Here is an 18,012-nt window from a genome sequence, read left to right as displayed (position 1 = left end):
TTACGCAGTAGTTGCAGTGGCTTTGGAGGTGTTGGCGGGGCGCCGGCGCCACTGCAAGCCGATAACCAGCAGGAATACCGCGAGCCCAGGCAGCCACATCCACTCCTTGGCCCAGCGGTCTACCGGTGCGAGTATTTCGACAATTTCCTGGTCGAACTGGAAACCCAGATCGGCCGCGACGCTACCGTAGGTGACCATGTCGACGATGGTGCGGTCGCCGTCTTCCATCAGCATCAATCCGAGGTTGTCCATGCGCTCTTGCGCGGTGTCGCCCTCAGGAACCGGGACCAGCACAAAGAAGTTGCGTGGCTGGCCGATATCGTCTTCGCCATTGATCTGAACGCGCAGATTGCTGCCCTTATCTACGCTGCCCAGTGTTTGCTCCAGCTGGGCAGGCGGGATGCTGCGATAGGGATCGTGCAGCATGTCCATCCAGAAGCCGGGGCGGAACAAGGTGAAAGCAACCAGCAGGAGTAACAGACTTTCATACCAGCGGCTTTTGACAATCATCCAGCCTTGCGTACCGGCGGCAAAAATCAGCATGGCGATGGTCGCCACGAAGAAAATCAAAATGCCTTGTGCCCAGCTCACATCGATCAAGAGTAGGTCGGTATTGAAGATGAACAGGAAGGGCAGCGCCGCGGTGCGCAGGCTGTAGTAAAAGGCCTGAAAGCCAGTACGGATGGGATCGCCGCCCGATACGGCGGCAGCGGCAAAAGAGGCTAGACCTACGGGCGGAGTCACGTCTGCCATGATGCCGAAGTAGAAGACAAAAAGGTGAACGGCGATCAGCGGTACAATCAGGCCGCTTTCCTGTCCCAGGGTCACAATGACCGGAGCCAAAAGCGCCGATACCACGATGTAGTTGGCGGTGGTGGGCAGGCCCATGCCGAGAATAAGGCTAAGTACGGCAGTCAGCGCAAGCATCAGTAGCAGGTTGCCCATCGAGAGTATCTCGACCAGATCAGCCAGCACCAAGCCCACCCCGGTTTGTGATACGGCGCCAACGATGATGCCGGCGGTAGCGGTTGCGATGCCGATACCGATCATGTTGCGAGCACCGGCGACCAGGCCTTGCCAGAGGTCATCAGCGCCTTGCATCAGGTCTGCGCTGAGGCTGGACTGTTTACGGAAGATGGCCATCAGCGGGCGCTGGGTCAGGATAATGACAATCATGAACACGGTTGCCCAGAACGCCGATAGGCCCGGCGACAGGCGCTCTACCATCAGGCACCAGATCAGCACGATGACCGGCAGTATGTAATGCAGACCAGACATGACCGTAGGCTTGGTTTGCGGCAGTGTTACTACCGGTGAGTCGGCATCATCCAGCTCCAGCTCGGGATACTGCGAACCTATCTTGAGCAGGCCTACATAGACTGCAGCCAGCCCGGCAGCGATGACCCAGCTGGCGGCATCACCGAGCGCGGGTTTCAGCCAGCCTAGACCGTAGTAGACGGCAAAAGACAGTGCCATCAGTAGTATGAGACCCGTCAGGAAGCCGATGATCTTGCGCACTAGTGGTTTGGGTGGGTTACTGCTCTGCAGGCCCTCCATGCCAGCCTTGACCGCCTCCAGATGCACGATGTAAATCAGGGCGATGTAGGAGATCAGCGCAGGCAGGAAAGCGTGCTTGATTACCTCGACGTAGGAAATGCCCACGTACTCGACCATCAAGAAGGCCGCGGCACCCATGACCGGCGGCATGATTTGGCCGTTGACCGAGGAAGCGACTTCGACGGCGCCGGCTTTTTCCGAAGAAAAGCCTACGCGCTTCATCATCGGAATGGTGAAGGTACCCGTGGTGACGGTGTTGGCAATCGATGAGCCGGAGATCAGCCCGGTCATACCGGACGCGACGACGGCCGCCTTGGCCGGGCCACCGCGATAGTGGCCGAGCAGGGAGAACGCCACTTTGATGAAGTAGTTGCCCGCGCCGGCCTTGTCGAGCAGCGAGCCAAACAAAACAAACAGGAAAACAAAGCTGGTAGATACACCCAGAGCAATACCGAATACACCTTGGGTAGTAAGCCATTGGTGATTGGCGAGTGATTCAAGACTGACGCCGCGGTGAGCCAGAATGCCTGGCATATGCGGCCCAGCTACCGAATAAACGATGAAGATCAATGCCACAATCATCAGTGGCGGACCGAGCGCCCGGCGGGTCGCCTCGAGCAGCGTGACGATGCCGATAATCGCGATCACTACATCCTGGGTAATGGGCTTGCCAGGTCTGTCCGCCAGGTCGGCATAGAAGAAAAACAGATAAGAGGCGCAAAAGGCGGCGACCAAGGCAAGAATCCAATCGATGATTGGAATGTGATCCCTGGGTGAGCGCTTGAATGCCGGGTAGGCCATAAAGCCCAAGAATACGGCAAAAGACAGGTGTATCGAGCGTGACTCTGTGCTGTTGAACACGCCCATGCCGATCATGAACGGCAGCGGTGAGGCGATCCACAGCTGGAATACTGACCATAATGCAGCGATAGACAGTAGTAGCTTTCTTGCCATGCCCGTTGGTTTTCGGGCGCCGGTATCGCTGGTTGCAACAAGGTCTTCCAGATCATTGCTATTGGTGCTTGTCGCGTCGCTTGTTTGGCTCATGGCTGCGAGCTACTCCCGTTATTTGATCTTATGATGTCGCTTTAGGCTAACGAGGCAAGACCGTGGTGAAGGCTTGCCAGCACACCGGCATGCTCTTGTGGAGCGCCGGTTACTGCAATTATCCGCCGGTAAAAGAGAAGGGCGGAAAGAAACACGTGAAACGATATGCGTAGTGCTGAAACAAGCGAGCCGCCCGGTTGGGCGGCTCGCAGTGTGGCTTACAACCAGCCACGTTCCTTGTAGTAACGCACTGCGCCGTCGTGCAATGGCGCGGATAGACCTTCGGAAATCATCTGCTCTTCTTTCAAGGTGGCGAAGGCAGGATGCAGGCGCTTGAAGCGGTCAAAGTTTTCAAATACCGCTTTTACGGTTTGATAGACCACTTCATCGCTGACCTGATCAGACGCAACCAGCGTAGCGCGCACACCAAAGGTATTTACGTCTGCGTCGTTACCGCGATAAAGGCCACCGGGAATAACGGCCTTGGCGTAGTACGAGCGATCTGCGACCAGTTTATCGATTTCTGGCCCATCTACCGAGACCAGGACCGAGTCTACTGTGGTGGTTGCTTCCTGAATGGAACCATTCGGGTGGCCTGCTACATAAACCATGGCATCAACGTTGTTGTCGCCCAGAGCTGCGGCCTGCTCAGCTGCGCCCAGTTCGGATGCAAGGGAGAAGTCCTCAACGGTCCAGCCCAGCGATTCCATGACCACGTCCATGGTGTCGCGCTGACCTGAGCCAGGGTTACCAATGTTGACACGCTTGCCTTTCAGGTCTTTTACGCCGGTAATGTCGGCATCGCGACGGGCAACGATGGTCAGCGGCTCGCCGTGCAGAGCAAAAAGCGCACGCATACCGGTGAATGCGCCGTCTGCTTCAAAGTTCTGTACGCCTTCGTAGGCCTTGTACTGAACGTCAGACTGGACCACGCCCATATCCATCTCGCCACCGCGAATGGAGTTGACGTTGGCAACTGAGCCGCCGCTGGAGGGAGCGTTGCAGCGAATGCCGTGCTCTTCGCTATTGCGGTTGATCAGGCGGCAGACTGACTGTCCGACCACATAGTAGACGCCGGTTTGGCCGCCGGTACCTATAGTGACAAATTCTTCCGCAACAGCAGGGGTTGCCGCGAGGGTGGCGTATCCGATAGTGGCCGAGAACAGCAGGGCAAGGGATTTGCGCTTCATGTGAGATAACTCCTGTTTTTCTGATTATTCATGACTGCAGTGGGTAGACCGCGAGCCAAGTGGTTGACTCAATGCCGTTGTACAGCACTGAAAGCAATTAAATTCCCGGTCTTGAATCAATAGTGTAGTGGATGATTTCACTTCTATTAAAACATACCTGCGGTTCAGGGTAGGAGCAAGCGCCCGCGCAGCGGTGTATCACCATTGTGTGGTAGTGCTCACTCATCAGTTACTTCTGGTGCTGATGAGTGAGCGGGTAGTGTGAGGAGACACGCAACTCAATCTACCGGTGGCCAGCCGCCCATCTCGCGCCAGCGATTCACAATGGTGCAGAACAGCTCAGCCGTTTTCTCGGTGTCGTAGCGCGCTGAGTGGGCTTCACGACCATCAAAATCCATACCGGCTGCATTGCACGCCTTGGCCAGTACAGTCTGTCCATAAGCCAGCCCGCCCAGCGTTGCGGTATCGAAACAGGAGAAAGGGTGGAATGGATTGCGCTTGATCTGAATACGCTCGACTGCCGCGTTGACGAACCCGAGATCAAAGAATGCGTTGTGGCCAACCAGCACCGCACGTTTGCAACCAGCGGATTTGACCGCCTTGCGCACGTGCTTGAAGATTTCTGTGATGGCGTGTTCTTCGCTCACCGCCTGACGCAACGGATGATCCAGCTTGATGCCGGTGAACTCTAGCGCGGCGGCCTCGATGTTGGCGCCTTCGAAGGGTTCGACGCGGAAGAAGTGGGTCTGGTCAGGGTAAACCATACCCTCATCGTCCATACTGATAGTAGTAGCAGCAATTTCCAGCAGGGCGTCAGTAGCGGCGTTGAATCCGCCGGTTTCGACGTCGATCACGACCGGCAGGAACCCCCGGAATCGGTAGGCCATTGGCGATTTTGGTTTGCTGGAGGTTGGTGCGTCCAGACCATCGTTTTCACTATCAAAGTCGAACTCACTCACGCGTAATCCTTAGCATCGCAAAGAGGGGTGGTCAGGCTAGACGCCAGTGCAGGTTTTCACCGGCACGTAGTGGAATCACAAGCTGATCGCCAAAGGGTAGCTGTTCTGGCGCCTGCCAGCTATCACGAATCAGAGTGATCTGGTCCGTGTTGCGCGGCAAACCGTAGAAGTCGGGGCCGTGGAAGCTGGCAAAGGCTTCCAGCTTATCCAGCGCGCCAAGACTGTCGAAGGCTTCCGCGTAGAGCTCTATGGCGGCGTAGGCGCTGTAGCAGCCAGCGCAGCCACAAGCGGCTTCCTTCGCATGTTGTGCGTGGGGCGCTGAGTCAGTGCCCAGAAAGAACTTGCTGGAACCTGATGCGACCGCATCACAGAGGGCCTGTTGATGAGTCTCTCGCTTCAGGATCGGCAGGCAAAAAAGGTGCGGGCGAATACCACCGACCAACATGTGGTTGCGGTTGAACAACAGGTGGTGCGCAGTAATGGTCGCGCCCACGTTGGCTGGCGCTTGTTTGACGAACTCCACCGCATCGGCCGTTGTAATGTGTTCAAACACCACCTTGAGCGTCGGAAAGCGCTCTACCAACTGCACCAGTTGTTGATCAATGAAGGCTTTTTCCCGATCAAAAATATCAACGCTGCTATGGGTTACCTCACCATGCACCAGCAACGGCATACCAATATCAGCCATCGCTTCCAGCGCGGGGTAGATATTCTCCAGATTGGTTACGCCGGACTGCGAGTTGGTCGTTGCACCTGCCGGGTAAAGCTTGGCGGCAATGGCTTGTCCGCTTTGCATGGCTGCACGCACGATCTCGGGGCTGGTTTGATCAGTCAGATACAGAACCATCAGTGGTTCAAAGTGCGAACCGACAGGGCGAGCGGCGAGAATCCGCGCTTTGTAGTCCGCTGCTTCCTGCGCATCACGCACCGGCGGCACCAGATTGGGCATGATTATCGCGCGGCCAAAGGTGCGGGCAGCGTCTGCAACAGTGTAGTCAAGCATCTTTCCATCGCGAAGATGGATGTGCCAATCGTCCGGGCGGGTCAGCGTGAGGCGGTCAGTCATGCGGGTGGGTCCAGAGCAAGATAATGCCGTAATGCTACCGCAATCCTTGGCTTTTTCACACAGCCCAACCGTGCCGCTCGGCTGTGTCTGGGTGCTGCTTGGCCCAATTGATCTGATTTAACTGCCGCTTTGGGTAAAGATTTGTCTCGTGCCGCCGATGAGACAGGCAAGAGAGATTCATTGCGTCGGCATCAGGTCGACGGTTGAAGAGGTGAGAAGCGTGCTTACGCGAACATACCCGGCAATTCTGCTTGCACTGGCCTTGCCTGCCCAGGCTCTGACTTTTCAGACGCGCATGGAAGATGTGCAGTGGCAGGTCACGGGTGATCAGTTTGCCTGTCGCCTGAGTCAGTCGGTTGCCGGTTACGGTGAGGCGACCTTCGTGCGCAATGCTGGCGAGCCTGCTGCCTTCGAGCTTAAGGCGTGGGACAATCACATGAGCTCTGGTGCGGCGCAACTATATAACGAGCCTCCAGCCTGGCGGCCCGGCACCGCCGTTGTCCCTGTCGGTCGCATTGCTGTGAAGCAGGGGGAGGGCACCATGTTGGTGCCGCAACAGCAGGCTGGCCGCATGCTCGCTGGTCTTGCCTCCGGGCTGCAGCCGACCATTATGCGCACGGGGTTTGCCGGCAGTGACCCGGTGCGTGTGGTGGTCTCAAGTGTCGGCTATCAGGATGCCTGGCTGGATTTTCAGAAATGCGTCAGCGGATTGTTACCTCTGAGCTACGCGCAGATTGCCGAGAGCTTGATCAGCTTTGGTTCTGGCGGCTCCGGACTGAGTGCGCAGGCAAAGGCGATGCTCGACACGGCAGTCATTTACATCAAGGCTGAGGAAGACGACCTTAAGGATATTCTTCTCGATGGCCACTCTGATAACCAGGGCAACCGACTGGATAATCGCGAGCTTTCACGTCAGCGAGTGCTGGCCGTGAAAGATTATCTGGTAGAGCAGGGCATCGACGATGAATTGTTCGTCATGCGCTTTCATGGTGATCGCTATCCCGTTGCAAGTAACAGAACCGATCAGGGGCGCAAGGCCAACCGCCGGGTAATGTTGCGGCTGGAAAAGAACTGATCTCACCTTTCCTTGCGTGCTCTGTGCGCATTATCGGCGTTTTTGCGTGCCTGCATGCACAATCTCTCCATAGCTGCCCTGTGATTCCTCGTGCCTTAACGCTAGAATAGCGGCCTTTCGTCCGCTCCTGTGCGAGTGGCGTTACAGTCTTGTTAAGGGAGCTCATCAATGGCAGAAGTCAATAAAGTCGTCCTGGCCTATTCCGGCGGTCTGGATACGTCGGTAATCCTTAAATGGTTGGAAGATACCTACGGCTGCGAAGTGGTCACCTTCACCGCCGACCTGGGGCAGGGCGAAGAGGTAGAGCCCGCGCGTGCCAAGGCGCAAGCCATGGGTGTGAAGGAAATCTACATTGATGATCTGCGCGAAGAGTTCGTTCGTGACTTCGTATTCCCTATGTTCCGCGCCAATACAGTGTATGAAGGCGAGTATTTGCTGGGTACCTCTATTGCCCGTCCGCTGATTGCCAAGCGTTTGATTGAAATTGCCAACGAGACCGGCGCTGACGCCATTTCCCATGGTGCTACCGGCAAGGGTAACGATCAGGTTCGCTTTGAATTGGGTGCCTATGCGCTCAAGCCGGGCGTGAAGGTAATCGCACCCTGGCGTGAATGGGACCTGTTGTCCCGTGAAAAGCTGATGGATTACGCTGCCAAGCACGATATTCCGATCGAGCGCCACGGTAAGAAGAAGTCGCCTTACTCCATGGATGCCAACTTGCTGCACATCTCCTATGAAGGTGGTGTGCTGGAAGATACCTGGGCAGAACATGAAGAAGATATGTGGCGTTGGTCCGTTTCACCAGAAAACGCACCTAACCAAGCGACCTACATCGAACTCGGTTACCAGAATGGTGACATCGTATCTATCGATGGCAAGGATATGAGCCCGGCTACCGTGCTGGCTTACCTGAACAAAGTAGGCGGCGATAACGGTATCGGCCGTTTGGATATCGTTGAAAACCGCTTTGTCGGTATGAAATCACGCGGTTGCTATGAAACGCCCGGTGGTACCATCATGCTCAAGGGGCATCGTGCGATTGAGTCGATCACGCTGGATCGTGAAGTTGCTCACCTGAAAGATAGCTTGATGCCCAAGTATGCCGAGCTGATCTATAACGGTTTCTGGTGGAGCCCTGAGCGCGTCATGCTGCAGCAGATGATTGATGCCTCGCAGGCGCAGGTTAATGGTGTTGTCCGTCTCAAGCTTTACAAGGGCAACGTCATGGTTGTTGGCCGCAAATCAGATGATTCGCTGTTTGATGCCAACATCGCGACCTTTGAGGATGATGCGGGTGCCTACGATCAGGCAGATGCCGCTGGTTTCATCAAGTTGAATGCGCTGCGTATGCGGATCGCTGCCAACAAGGGCCGCAAGTTGCTCTGAGCAATAAGACAGTAATGAAAACGCCCGGTTTATCCGGGCGTTTTGCTGTCAGTCTGGCTAGACTGGGCGCAGGCTTGTAGCTTTAACTTTGTATATCCAATCAGGGCTTTAACTATGCGTATTCTGCACACGATGTTGCGTGTGGGTAATCTGGAAAAATCCATCGCCTTTTATACCGAGGTTTTGGGTATGACGCTGTTGCGCCGCAGGGACTACCCGGAAGGACGTTTTACCCTGGCCTTTGTCGGCTACGGTAATGAAGCAGAACATACCGCGCTGGAGCTGACCCACAATTGGGACACCAATGAGTATGACCTGGGGTCCGGTTATGGGCACATCGCTATTGAAGTGCTGGACGTTTACAAGGCTTGCGAACAAATCAAGGCTGCCGGTGGCAATGTAGTGCGAGAACCGGGTCCGATGAAGCATGGACAAAGCGTATTGGCGTTTGTCGAAGATCCAGACGGTTACCGTATTGAGTTGCTCGGTAAAAAGTGATGTGAAACCGCCCCAGAGGCCTTCAGGGAAGTATTGGCATGATATGGATGTTGCTCATCGCCATTGTGTTGCTTTCAACGCTTGCGGTATGCCGGCTGCGCCACGTACGTAAGCGGGAAGAGACAGAGCAGCGGCGTCAGGCGATTGCGCACATTTTTCTGCTGCGGCAATTGCTGGAGCAGCTGCAGCGCCACCGCGGACTCTCCTTTGGTGTCATGTCGGGAGAGCACGCATTGGAGGCACGACGCTGGTCGGTGCATCAACAACTGCTGCGTCTGCTTAGAAATATCGGCCACTACGAAGCGTCGCTCTACTGGTACGACAGTTGGCACCAGACACGTGATCTATGGCAAAAGATAGAAGCTGGCTTCGATCACCACACCGCAGCGCATTTGCTGTTACTGCACAATCAGATGACGGCGTCCCTGCTGCAGACAATTGAAGCGCTCGCGTCGCGCTTTGACTTGGTGTGCCTGGGACGTTTGGCTCCCCAAGCTGAAGGTATATGGCTGGAATTGCTGCACAATATTGAGCTGGTTGGGCAAAGTCGCGCTTTGGGGACAGGTATTGCGGCTAATCGGCAAAACCTGCCCATCTGGCGGGACCGCTTGCAGATTCTGAGTGCGCAAATCCAGGAGCAAGCTTATGCCGCCTTGGCCAGGCTGATTTCAGATCCTGAGCTGCGGGATCTGGTCAGCTCGTCTGTACGCGAGGCGGAGGATGCGCTGGATATATTGCTTGACCGTATTCGCTCGATACTTGAAAGCCAGAAGGGACCTAAGGTGCACTCGGTCGAATTCTTTCAGGTCGCTACCCGGGCGATCAGCGCTCAACTGCAACTGGTAGACCTGTTGTTAGGTCGGCTAGCGCTAGGTTCAGGATTGCTTGACACCAATTTTCTGAATGCCGATCAAGTCTAAGTAGTCGCACCAAAATAGTGTTCTCTGTTGAAATTGCCCCCTTCTGGCTCACCTTGGAATCACTCAACAGCTCTTTAATCAGAGAGTTATTCTAGTGCTTTTGGCCTGCTGTTTTATTTTAAATTATTGTATTTAATGGTTTTTAATCTTATATCGGTTCCCTCCCGCTTACCCGAAGGTTTTTTTCTCTATCTTGGCATGCCTGTTGCTTTGTTAGAGCAACGGCTATTTCTATACAGCCATGCTTCCGGTGGTCATCGTAGATCACCTGCCTCAAGGCTAGGAAGCGGGTGATCCGAGCAACGAAGCTCCGGCTAGCGCCCAACACAATTTGATCAGTACCAGGCAACGGCGCCTGGAGTCCCAATAGGGCTCCAGGCGTTTTTTTTTGTTTTTTTGCCGGCTGTTGCCGGCTGCGGCTTCGACTGAGGAAAGGCGATGAACTCGAATATGACACCGATCAATAATCAGACACTAGTCATCATCGGTAACGGTATGGTCGGCCATCATTGCGTCGAACAACTGACTGAGCGAGGAGCGCTTGCCCATTATCAAGTTCACGTGTTCGGTGAGGAGCGTCAGCGGGCTTATGATCGTGTGCACCTGTCGGAGTATTTCGGCGGACGCGATGCCGAGTCATTAGCCATGTGCGAAGCTGGTTTTTATGAACAGCATGGGGTGCATATGCACCTGGGTGTGGCGGTGTTGGAGATCGACCGCGAGCGCAAAGAGGTCGTGACCAGCGAAGGGCGGCAAGCCTATGACCGTTTGGTGCTAGCAACAGGTTCCTATCCTTTCGTGCCGCCGATTGCCGGTGCTGACGGTAACTCACGACTGGTTTACCGCACGCTGGACGACCTCGACGCCATCCGCGCGGCGGCCAAGGGCGCGCGTCGCGGTGTCATCGTCGGCGGCGGACTGCTCGGGCTGGAAGCGGCCAATGCACTCAAGTCACTGGGCCTGGAAGCCCATGTTGTTGAATTTGCCCCGCGGTTAATGCCTGTGCAGCTTGATCCCGATGGTGGCGCTGCATTGAAGGCCCGAATCGAAGAACTGGGCGTGCGTGTACACCTAAACCGCGCAACCAGTGAAATTGTAGCTGGCGAAGAGTATGCCTACCGCATGAACTTCAGTGATGGCGAGTCGCTGGAAACCGATCTAATCGTATTTTCCGCTGGCATCCGCCCGCAGGATGCTCTGGGCCACAACGCCGGGCTCAACGTCGCGGAGCGCGGCGGCGTGGTAATCGACAGCGATTACCAAACCAGCGATCCTGATATTTTTGCCATCGGCGAGTGCGCGTCCTGGAAAGGAAACGTTTTTGGTCTGGTTGCACCGGGTTACACCATGGCACGTAATCTGGCATCGCTGCTAATGGGTGAACCACACGAGAGCTTTATTGGCGCGGATATGTCCACCAAATTGAAGCTGTTGGGTGTGGATGTAGGCTCCATTGGCGATGCGCACGCCGCTACACCGGGTGCCAAAAGCTACCGCTTTAATGATGAGGTCAACTCCAGCTACCGGCGCCTTGTGGTATCGCCGGATGGCAGCCAGGTGATTGGCGCGGTCTTGGTGGGTGACAACAGCTTCTACGACACGCTGCTGCAGTACGCGCAAAACGGCATCAAACTGCCGGCTGATCCGGCCAGTTTGATCTTGCCCGCCGGTGAGGGCGCTCCGGCACTCGGTGCTGACGCGCTGCCGGATACTGCCACAATCTGCTCTTGTCATAACGTCAGCAAGGGCGCTGTTTGCTGTCAGGTAGATGCCGGCTGTGTTGACCTCGGCGATCTCAAAGCGGCGACCAAGGCGGGTACAGGATGCGGAGGTTGCAGTGCGCTGCTCAAGCAGGTGTTTGAGCATGAACTCAGTGCGCGCGGCGTTGAGGTCGATAAAAGCCTGTGTGAGCACTTTGCCCATACCCGGCAGGAGCTTTATGGCATTGTCCGGGTTGAGGGCATAATCAGCTTTGACGAGCTGTTGACCAAGCATGGCTACGGCCAAATAGGCTGCGATATCTGCAAGCCGGCTGTGGGTTCGATTCTGGCTTCCTGCTGGAATCAGCCGATCACCGCCCCTTCGTTGGTGCCGCTGCAGGACACCAACGATACTTTCATGGCCAATATGCAGAACAACGGTACCTATTCGGTTGTGCCGCGTATTGCTGGCGGTGAGATCACCCCCGACAAACTCATTGCTCTCGGCGCGGTTGCCAAGAAATACGACCTCTATACCAAAATTACCGGCGGCCAGCGAATTGATCTGTTCGGCGCCGAGTTGCATCAGTTACCGGACATCTGGGGCGAGCTGATTGACGCAGGTTTCGAGACAGGTCATGCCTATGGTAAGTCGCTGCGCACGGTCAAATCCTGCGTTGGCAGTACCTGGTGTCGCTACGGTGTGCAGGACAGTGTGGGCATGGCGCTGGTACTGGAAAATCGATACAAAGGCCTGCGCTCACCCCATAAAATCAAGTTTGGGGTCTCGGGCTGCACGCGCGAATGCGCTGAGGCGCAAAGCAAGGACGTGGGCGTCATCGCCACCGAGAACGGCTGGAACCTTTACGTCGCTGGTAACGGCGGCATGCGGCCGCGTCACGCAGAACTGTTCGCCACCGATCTCGATGATCAAACGCTGATCCGCTATATCGATCGCTTCCTGATGTTTTACGTGCGCACGGCTGACCGGTTGCAGCGCACCTCGGTCTGGCGTGAAGGTCTTGAGGGCGGTCTGGATTACCTGAAAGACGTCATCATCAATGACAGCCTGGCGCTGGGCGCTGAGCTGGAATCCCAGATGCAGTTGGTCATTGATCGCTATGAATGTGAATGGGCCAATGCCCTGAAGGACCCGGAAAAGCTCAAGCGTTTTCGCACCTTTGTTAATGACGAGCGCGGTGATCCGGATATCAAGTTCGTCAAGGAACGTGAGCAGCGTCGGCCGCTTCAGGCTCATGAGCTAAACCTCATACCGCTGGCCGAGGAGGCACTCTGATGATCGAACACAGCCAAAGTGCGGAGCAACAATCCGTTGCCTGGCGTGTGCTCTGCACGCGTCAGGATCTGGTGGCCAACTCGGGCGTGGTCGCGCTGCTGGATAATACCCAGGTTGCCCTGTTTCATTTACCCCAGTACAGCGAAGGTGAGCAGCTTTTTGCGGTTGAGAATCGCGACCCCAAGTCAGGCGCAAACGTGATAGGTCGTGGCATCGTCGGGTATATCAAGGGGGATCTGGTAATTGCATCGCCTTTGTACAAACAGCACTTTAGGTTGGTCGACGGCAGCTGCGTCGAGTATCCAGAGCAGCGCTTGCGCGTATGGCCAGTTCGGCTGAGCGACGACCGGGTGGAAGTGGCAATAGCGACTGAATAATCCGCTTGGCCAGGCCGGTTTCGGCTGGCCGAACCAGCAGTACTGGCGCGCTGCTGCCTGATACGCACGTCAGCCACCTTAAACGATTGAGTACAGAGAGAGTCACGTCATGTCTTATTTAGTTCCTGCCGAGTTTGTCACCAAGATGGTGGATGCGGGTGAGTCCAAGGTTTTCATGTCCACACGCGATACCTTGATCCGCTCATTCATGGCCGGTGCCATTCTGGCACTGGCGGCGGTATTTGCGATTGCCATTACGGTACAGACGGGGAACCCGCTGATCGGTGCCATTTTGTTCCCGGTGGGTTTTGTGATGCTCTACCTGATGGGCTTTGACCTGCTGACTGGGGTCTTCATGTTGGTGCCCCTCGCGCTGCTCGATAAGCGCCCTGGTGTGACCATGGGCGGCCTGCTGCGCAATTGGGGATTGGTGTTTGTCGGCAACTTTGCTGGCGCGCTCACCGTGGCTTTGATGATGGCCTTTGTTTATACCTACGGTTTCTCCACCGATCCGGGCGCGATTGGCGAAAAAATTTCGCACATCGGTGAAGCTCGGACTCTGGGGTACGCTGAGTATGGTATCGCTGGCTGGCTGACCATTTTTCTGCGCGGGATGCTTTGCAACTGGATGGTATCCATGGGCGTGGTAGGGGCTATGATTTCTACCTCGGTCAGTGGCAAGGTGATTGCCATGTGGATGCCGATCATGTTGTTCTTTTACATGGGCTTTGAGCACTCGGTGGTCAACATGTTTCTGTTTCCCTCAGCGATGATCATGGGCGGAGATTTCTCGGTCATGGATTACATGATCTGGAACGAGATCCCCACCGCGCTAGGTAACCTGGTCGGCGGTCTGGCCTTTACCGGTCTTACGCTCTATACCACCCACGTGCGCACCGCTCCCAAGCGCGTGCTCTAACGCGCTCGCTACTCTGTGACTACCCCGGCGGCGTCGGGGTTTTTGAGTGTATAACGCATGTATAAACAGCTCTCAGTGAGTGTGGGGCAGCATTCGGACAAGGGCGTGAAAGACCTGAATCAGGACTTTCACGGCGCGTGGGTTCCGGCCGAGCCCCAGCTAAGTACCAAGGGTATTGCCATTGCTCTGGCTGATGGTATCAGCAGCAGCAGTCTGAGCCAGGTCGCCAGTGAAGCCGCGGTAACGGGGTTTCTGGCAGACTACTACTGCACCTCCGAGGCCTGGAGCGTAAAGCAGTCAGCGCAGCGCGTGCTGATGGCCACCAATTCCTGGCTGTATGCCCAGACGCGACAAAGCCAGTATCGCTATGACGCTGATCGCGGTTACGTTTGTACTTTTAGCGCGCTTATTTTAAAAGCGGCCACAGCCTACCTGTTTCACGTTGGCGATGCGCGCATCTATCGCATGGCAGGCGGCGGGCTGGAGCAGCTCACGCAGGATCATCGCTTATGGGTGTCGCAGCAGCAAAGCCAGCTGGCACGTGCGCTGGGTGCCAGGCAGCAGCTGGAACTTGACTACCAGGCCCTGCCGGTGACGCAGGGCGATACCTTTGTATTGGCAACCGACGGTGTCTACGAATTTGTCAGTGTAGCCTTTATTGCTCAGACCATTGCCGAGCAGCATGCAGACCTGGAGCTCGCGACCAAATTGATTGTGGCAGAAGCTTTGGCGCGCGGTAGCGACGATAACCTCACTGTTCAAGTGGTGCGTGTAGACGGTCTGCCAACACGCGACACCGCTGCTGACTGGTTGACTGATCAGCTGCTTGGCAACCTGCCGCTACCTCCTTTGCTTGAAGCGCGCGAACTGTTTGACGGCTATCGCATCATGCGCGAAGTACAGGCCAGCAGCCGCAGTCATGTGTATCTCGCAGTGGATCAGGAGAGCGGCGAGCAGGTGATTTTGAAGACCCCCTCTATTGATCTGGGCGCTGATGCGGCGTATCGGGAGCGCTTCATGCTAGAGGAGTGGATTGCCCGCCGGTTAAACAGTCCGCATGTGCTCAAGCCTTGCCGTATCGAGAGGCAGCGGAATTTTCTCTATGTGGCTACCGAATATATCGAGGGACAGACGCTGCGCCAGTGGATGGTCGATAATCCTGCGCCGAGCCTGGAGCAGGTGCGCGGGATCGTCGAGCAGATCGCCAGAGGACTGCAGGCCTTTCACCGGATGGAAATGTTGCACCAGGATCTGCGCCCCGACAACATCATGATAGATAATACGGGCACCGTGAAAATCATCGATTTTGGCGCTACCCGCGTGGCCGGACTGATGGAAATGAGCTCCCAGATACTGCCCGAACAGATGCTGGGCACCGTTCAGTACTCCGCGCCCGAGTACTTTATCGGTGACAGCGGCACGCCACGCTCTGACCTGTTTTCATTGGCGGTTATCACCTACCAGATGCTCACCGGGAAATTACCTTACGGCGCCCAAGTGGCCAAAGCACGCACGCGTGCAGCGCAGAACAAACTGATGTATCAGACGGTCCTGCACGATGAGCGAGAGATTCCGGCTTGGATAGACGAGGTGCTCAAACGTGCCCTGCAGCCCAACCCCAACAAACGCTACGAAGCGCTCTCGGAGTTTGTGTTTGATCTGCGTCAGCCCAGCCAGGCCTATTTCAATAGAACGCGACCACCGCTGATGGAACGTAACCCGCTGCTATTCTGGAAAAGCCTGTGTTTTATGCTGGTTATGGTGATTGCCGCGTTACTGGCGCGCTAGCGCGGCGGAGCTTGCACAACTGCTTTGTCAGGGCTGATTGATACCGCGAATACGGGTTGCCAGGTCGGCGGCGTAAAGATCGGTCATGCCAGCGATAAAATCGACCACTCTCAGGTAACTGCGGTAGGGATCCCAATCCGCTTGTGGAATGGTATGTCCCAGCAGGTCCAGTATGCGCTGGTGCTTGAAGCTCAGGTTCTGGCCGGCATGCAGCTCGCTGACTGCGCCGCAAAACGCGTTCAGCAAGGTTTCCAGTGTGCTGTAGGCGCCGATCTCGACCACCGTTTTGCGCTTGTCCTGAAAGATGCGTTTGCGCGCCATCTGCTTGGCGTCCAACACGCAGCGTCTTGCTGCTCCGTGCATATGCTCAACCAGATCACCTTTCAGGTCGCCAGCCAGTAACGCTGGTTGCTGCTCGATGAACGCCTCGGCGGCAGCGTTTACCAGATGCTCAATCGCCTTGCCACGCAGTATTGCCAAGCGACGGCGCTGGGAATCTTCGGGGCCAAGTTGGCGGTAGGTCTCGGGCACATCATCGCCCACGAGATCGAGCAGAACCTTTTCGACCTCTGAATAGGCGAGCAGATCCATTTCCAGGCCGTCTTCCAGGTCAATCAAGCCATAGCAAATGTCGTCAGCCGCCTCGACCAGATAGACCAGCGGGTGGCGGCTCCAGCTCTGCTCGCCCTGGGAGGGCAGGCCGAGCTTGTCGGCGATTTGCTGCAGCAGCGGATACTCGGCCTGGTAGCAGCCAAACTTGTGTTTTTTGTAGCCCTGGCTATCGGCATGCTGCGCTGTCCAGGGATATTTCAGATAAGCGCCTAGCGTTGCGTAAGTCAGGCGCATGCCGCCATCAGCCTGGTGGTACTCAATCTGGGTTAAAACGCGGAAGCCCTGGGCGTTACCCTCAAAGTGCAGAAAATCCTGACGCTCTGCCTCACTCAACTGATCAAGCAGACCGCCTTGGGCTGCCTGGTGGAACCAGTGGCGGATGGCATCCTCGCCGGAGTGGCCGTAGGGCGGGTTACCAATATCATGCGCCAGGCAGGCCGCCTGGACTATCGCACCCAGATCGGCGGGCTCGCACCAGTCTGGTAGCTCGCTGCGCAGCATTTCACCGACGCGCATGCCCAAAGAGCGACCTACGCAGCCAACTTCAAGGCTATGGGTAAGACGAGTGTGAATGTGGTCGTTACTGGAAACCGGGTGCACCTGGGTTTTCTTGCCTAGCCGGCGGAAAGCGCCAGAGAAGATAACGCGATCATGGTCCTTGTGGAACGGTGTGCGGCCTAACTCGTCGGCGCTGGCTAGAGGCTTACCCAAACGTTCCCGGCACAGCAGTGTTTCCCAATCCATAATGATCTCCGTTGTAGTGTGCCGAGTATGTGGGATGCGCACTCGACTGCCAAGGTTGCAATTGATCTCGCGGCACCCTCGTTAGAGGTCGGCAGGCGCGCGTCAACCGGGTAGAATAGCGACCCTTTGTGATTAACTGCGAGCGGCCCCCCGGCATGATCCGTCTTACTCTTTATGGCACCAGCGCCTGCCATCTGTGCGATGCCGCGATGGCTGAGCTTGCCCCCCTGAAAGCCAATGGCCTTCAGGTGCGCGAGGTGGATATTGTGGACGCCGAGGAGCTGATGACGCGGTATCAGTTGCGCATTCCGGTACTGCGTCGTGAGGATACCGGCGCGGAGCTGGACTTCCCATTTGACCTGAACCGTTTGCTTGACTGGTTGCAGGATGTGTTGGCCGAGGAGGGTTGAGCTATGGCGATGCGCGTACTGCCGTTCTGGCAACGTAAAAAGCTGACTGAAATGGATCAGCAGGAATGGGAGTCGCTGTGTGACGGCTGCGGCTTGTGTTGTTTGCAGAAGTTGGAAGATGAAGACGAGCCGCAGACATTTTATTACACCCGCATTGCCTGCAAACTGCTAGATCACCAAAGTTGCCAGTGCAGCGACTACCCTAATCGCCAATTGAAAGTTCCAGACTGTATCCAGCTAACGCCGGGGGCTGCCAGCGATTTTGCCTGGCTGCCGCCAACGTGCGGCTATCGTCTGGTGTCTGAAGGAACGGACTTGCCGCCATGGCACCATTTGATTTGCGGTGACCGTAACGCCGTACACAAGGCGGGTATTTCGTTATCTGGCCAAATGCTCAAAGAGGGCAGTGTAGATGATGATGATTGGGAAGATCACATCATTTTTCGCGTGGGCTGAGGGTGTCGGGC

General features: G+C 56.1%; 15 protein-coding genes. 10 read left to right on the top strand and 5 right to left on the bottom strand.

The window, feature by feature from the left end; translation table 11 throughout:
* From EF096_RS16780 to pyrC, 4 genes are all read right to left on the bottom strand, one after another.
* Window positions 1-2,604 carry a TRAP transporter permease gene (locus EF096_RS16780; RefSeq protein ID WP_123890952.1) on the bottom strand — a complete coding sequence of 868 codons (2,604 nt, stop codon included), beginning with the start codon at window positions 2,602-2,604 and terminating at the stop codon, window positions 1-3.
* Between the two features lie 218 nt (window positions 2,605-2,822).
* Window positions 2,823-3,794, bottom strand: a complete 972-nt coding sequence (locus tag EF096_RS16775) for a TAXI family TRAP transporter solute-binding subunit (protein WP_123890951.1) — start codon at window positions 3,792-3,794, stop codon at window positions 2,823-2,825.
* A gap of 278 nt (window positions 3,795-4,072) precedes the next feature.
* Entirely contained in the window at window positions 4,073-4,753 is a 681-nt protein-coding gene (gene rnt, locus EF096_RS16770) for a ribonuclease T (RefSeq protein WP_177412363.1), read from the bottom strand.
* Between the two features lie 31 nt (window positions 4,754-4,784).
* Window positions 4,785-5,819 (bottom strand): dihydroorotase, encoded by a 1,035-nt coding sequence (gene pyrC, locus EF096_RS16765; RefSeq protein WP_123890950.1) that lies wholly within the window; start codon window positions 5,817-5,819, stop codon window positions 4,785-4,787.
* Between the two features lie 220 nt (window positions 5,820-6,039).
* Here pyrC and EF096_RS16760 point away from each other — a divergent pair, with 220 nt between their 5' ends.
* The 8 genes from EF096_RS16760 (at window position 6,040) to EF096_RS16725 (ending at window position 15,779) form a co-directional block, all read left to right on the top strand.
* Window positions 6,040-6,894 carry a flagellar protein MotY gene (locus tag EF096_RS16760; protein WP_158611306.1) on the top strand — a complete coding sequence of 285 codons (855 nt, stop codon included), beginning with the start codon at window positions 6,040-6,042 and terminating at the stop codon, window positions 6,892-6,894.
* Window positions 6,895-7,062: 168 nt separating this feature from the next.
* The gene (locus tag EF096_RS16755) at window positions 7,063-8,280 is read left to right on the top strand and encodes an argininosuccinate synthase (protein ID WP_123890948.1); all 1,218 of its coding nucleotides are present in this window, start codon (window positions 7,063-7,065) and stop codon (window positions 8,278-8,280) included.
* A 114-nt stretch (window positions 8,281-8,394) separates the two neighbouring features.
* The gene (gloA, locus tag EF096_RS16750) at window positions 8,395-8,778 is read left to right on the top strand and encodes a lactoylglutathione lyase (RefSeq protein ID WP_123890947.1); all 384 of its coding nucleotides are present in this window, start codon (window positions 8,395-8,397) and stop codon (window positions 8,776-8,778) included.
* Window positions 8,779-8,816: 38 nt separating this feature from the next.
* Window positions 8,817-9,698 carry a nitrate- and nitrite sensing domain-containing protein gene (locus EF096_RS16745; RefSeq protein ID WP_123890946.1) on the top strand — a complete coding sequence of 294 codons (882 nt, stop codon included), beginning with the start codon at window positions 8,817-8,819 and terminating at the stop codon, window positions 9,696-9,698.
* A 438-nt stretch (window positions 9,699-10,136) separates the two neighbouring features.
* Entirely contained in the window at window positions 10,137-12,695 is a 2,559-nt protein-coding gene (nirB, locus tag EF096_RS16740) for a nitrite reductase large subunit NirB (protein WP_123890945.1), read from the top strand.
* The gene (gene nirD, locus EF096_RS16735; protein WP_123890944.1) at window positions 12,695-13,072 is read left to right on the top strand and encodes a nitrite reductase small subunit NirD; all 378 of its coding nucleotides are present in this window, start codon (window positions 12,695-12,697) and stop codon (window positions 13,070-13,072) included. The genes nirB and nirD overlap by 1 nt, the downstream gene beginning before the upstream one ends.
* 109 nt (window positions 13,073-13,181) lie before the next feature.
* Entirely contained in the window at window positions 13,182-13,991 is an 810-nt protein-coding gene (locus EF096_RS16730; RefSeq protein ID WP_123890943.1) for a formate/nitrite transporter family protein, read from the top strand.
* A gap of 57 nt (window positions 13,992-14,048) precedes the next feature.
* Entirely contained in the window at window positions 14,049-15,779 is a 1,731-nt protein-coding gene (locus tag EF096_RS16725) for a bifunctional protein-serine/threonine kinase/phosphatase (protein WP_123890942.1), read from the top strand.
* Between the two features lie 27 nt (window positions 15,780-15,806).
* Here the strand turns inward: EF096_RS16725 and EF096_RS16720 are convergent, their stop codons facing one another.
* Window positions 15,807-17,135, bottom strand: a complete 1,329-nt coding sequence (locus EF096_RS16720) for a deoxyguanosinetriphosphate triphosphohydrolase (RefSeq protein ID WP_123890941.1) — start codon at window positions 17,133-17,135, stop codon at window positions 15,807-15,809.
* A gap of 155 nt (window positions 17,136-17,290) precedes the next feature.
* Between EF096_RS16720 and EF096_RS16715 the strand changes: the two genes are divergently transcribed.
* The gene (locus EF096_RS16715; protein WP_123890940.1) at window positions 17,291-17,545 is read left to right on the top strand and encodes a glutaredoxin family protein; all 255 of its coding nucleotides are present in this window, start codon (window positions 17,291-17,293) and stop codon (window positions 17,543-17,545) included.
* A 3-nt stretch (window positions 17,546-17,548) separates the two neighbouring features.
* Window positions 17,549-18,001, top strand: coding sequence for a YcgN family cysteine cluster protein (locus tag EF096_RS16710; protein ID WP_123890939.1), 453 nt, complete (start codon window positions 17,549-17,551; stop codon window positions 17,999-18,001).
* The last annotated feature ends 11 nt before the right edge of the window (window positions 18,002-18,012 follow it).

The organism is Pseudomonas neustonica (assembly GCF_003797945.1).
Classification (GTDB): Bacteria; Pseudomonadota; Gammaproteobacteria; order Pseudomonadales; family Pseudomonadaceae; genus Halopseudomonas; species Halopseudomonas neustonica.
This window is presented reverse-complemented; position numbering and strand designations above follow the sequence as displayed.

Coding starts and splice junctions, on each gene's coding strand:
- EF096_RS16780 (WP_123890952.1), bottom strand. CDS start 2,604: ATGAGCCAAACAAGCGACGCGACAAGCACCAATAGCAATGATCTGGAA.
- EF096_RS16775 (WP_123890951.1), bottom strand. CDS start 3,794: ATGAAGCGCAAATCCCTTGCCCTGCTGTTCTCGGCCACTATCGGATAC.
- pyrC (WP_123890950.1), bottom strand. CDS start 5,819: ATGACTGACCGCCTCACGCTGACCCGCCCGGACGATTGGCACATCCAT.
- EF096_RS16755 (WP_123890948.1), top strand. CDS start 7,063: ATGGCAGAAGTCAATAAAGTCGTCCTGGCCTATTCCGGCGGTCTGGAT.
- gloA (WP_123890947.1), top strand. CDS start 8,395: ATGCGTATTCTGCACACGATGTTGCGTGTGGGTAATCTGGAAAAATCC.
- EF096_RS16745 (WP_123890946.1), top strand. CDS start 8,817: ATGATATGGATGTTGCTCATCGCCATTGTGTTGCTTTCAACGCTTGCG.
- nirB (WP_123890945.1), top strand. CDS start 10,137: ATGAACTCGAATATGACACCGATCAATAATCAGACACTAGTCATCATC.
- nirD (WP_123890944.1), top strand. CDS start 12,695: ATGATCGAACACAGCCAAAGTGCGGAGCAACAATCCGTTGCCTGGCGT.
- EF096_RS16730 (WP_123890943.1), top strand. CDS start 13,182: ATGTCTTATTTAGTTCCTGCCGAGTTTGTCACCAAGATGGTGGATGCG.
- EF096_RS16725 (WP_123890942.1), top strand. CDS start 14,049: ATGTATAAACAGCTCTCAGTGAGTGTGGGGCAGCATTCGGACAAGGGC.
- EF096_RS16720 (WP_123890941.1), bottom strand. CDS start 17,135: ATGGATTGGGAAACACTGCTGTGCCGGGAACGTTTGGGTAAGCCTCTA.
- EF096_RS16715 (WP_123890940.1), top strand. CDS start 17,291: ATGATCCGTCTTACTCTTTATGGCACCAGCGCCTGCCATCTGTGCGAT.
- EF096_RS16710 (WP_123890939.1), top strand. CDS start 17,549: ATGGCGATGCGCGTACTGCCGTTCTGGCAACGTAAAAAGCTGACTGAA.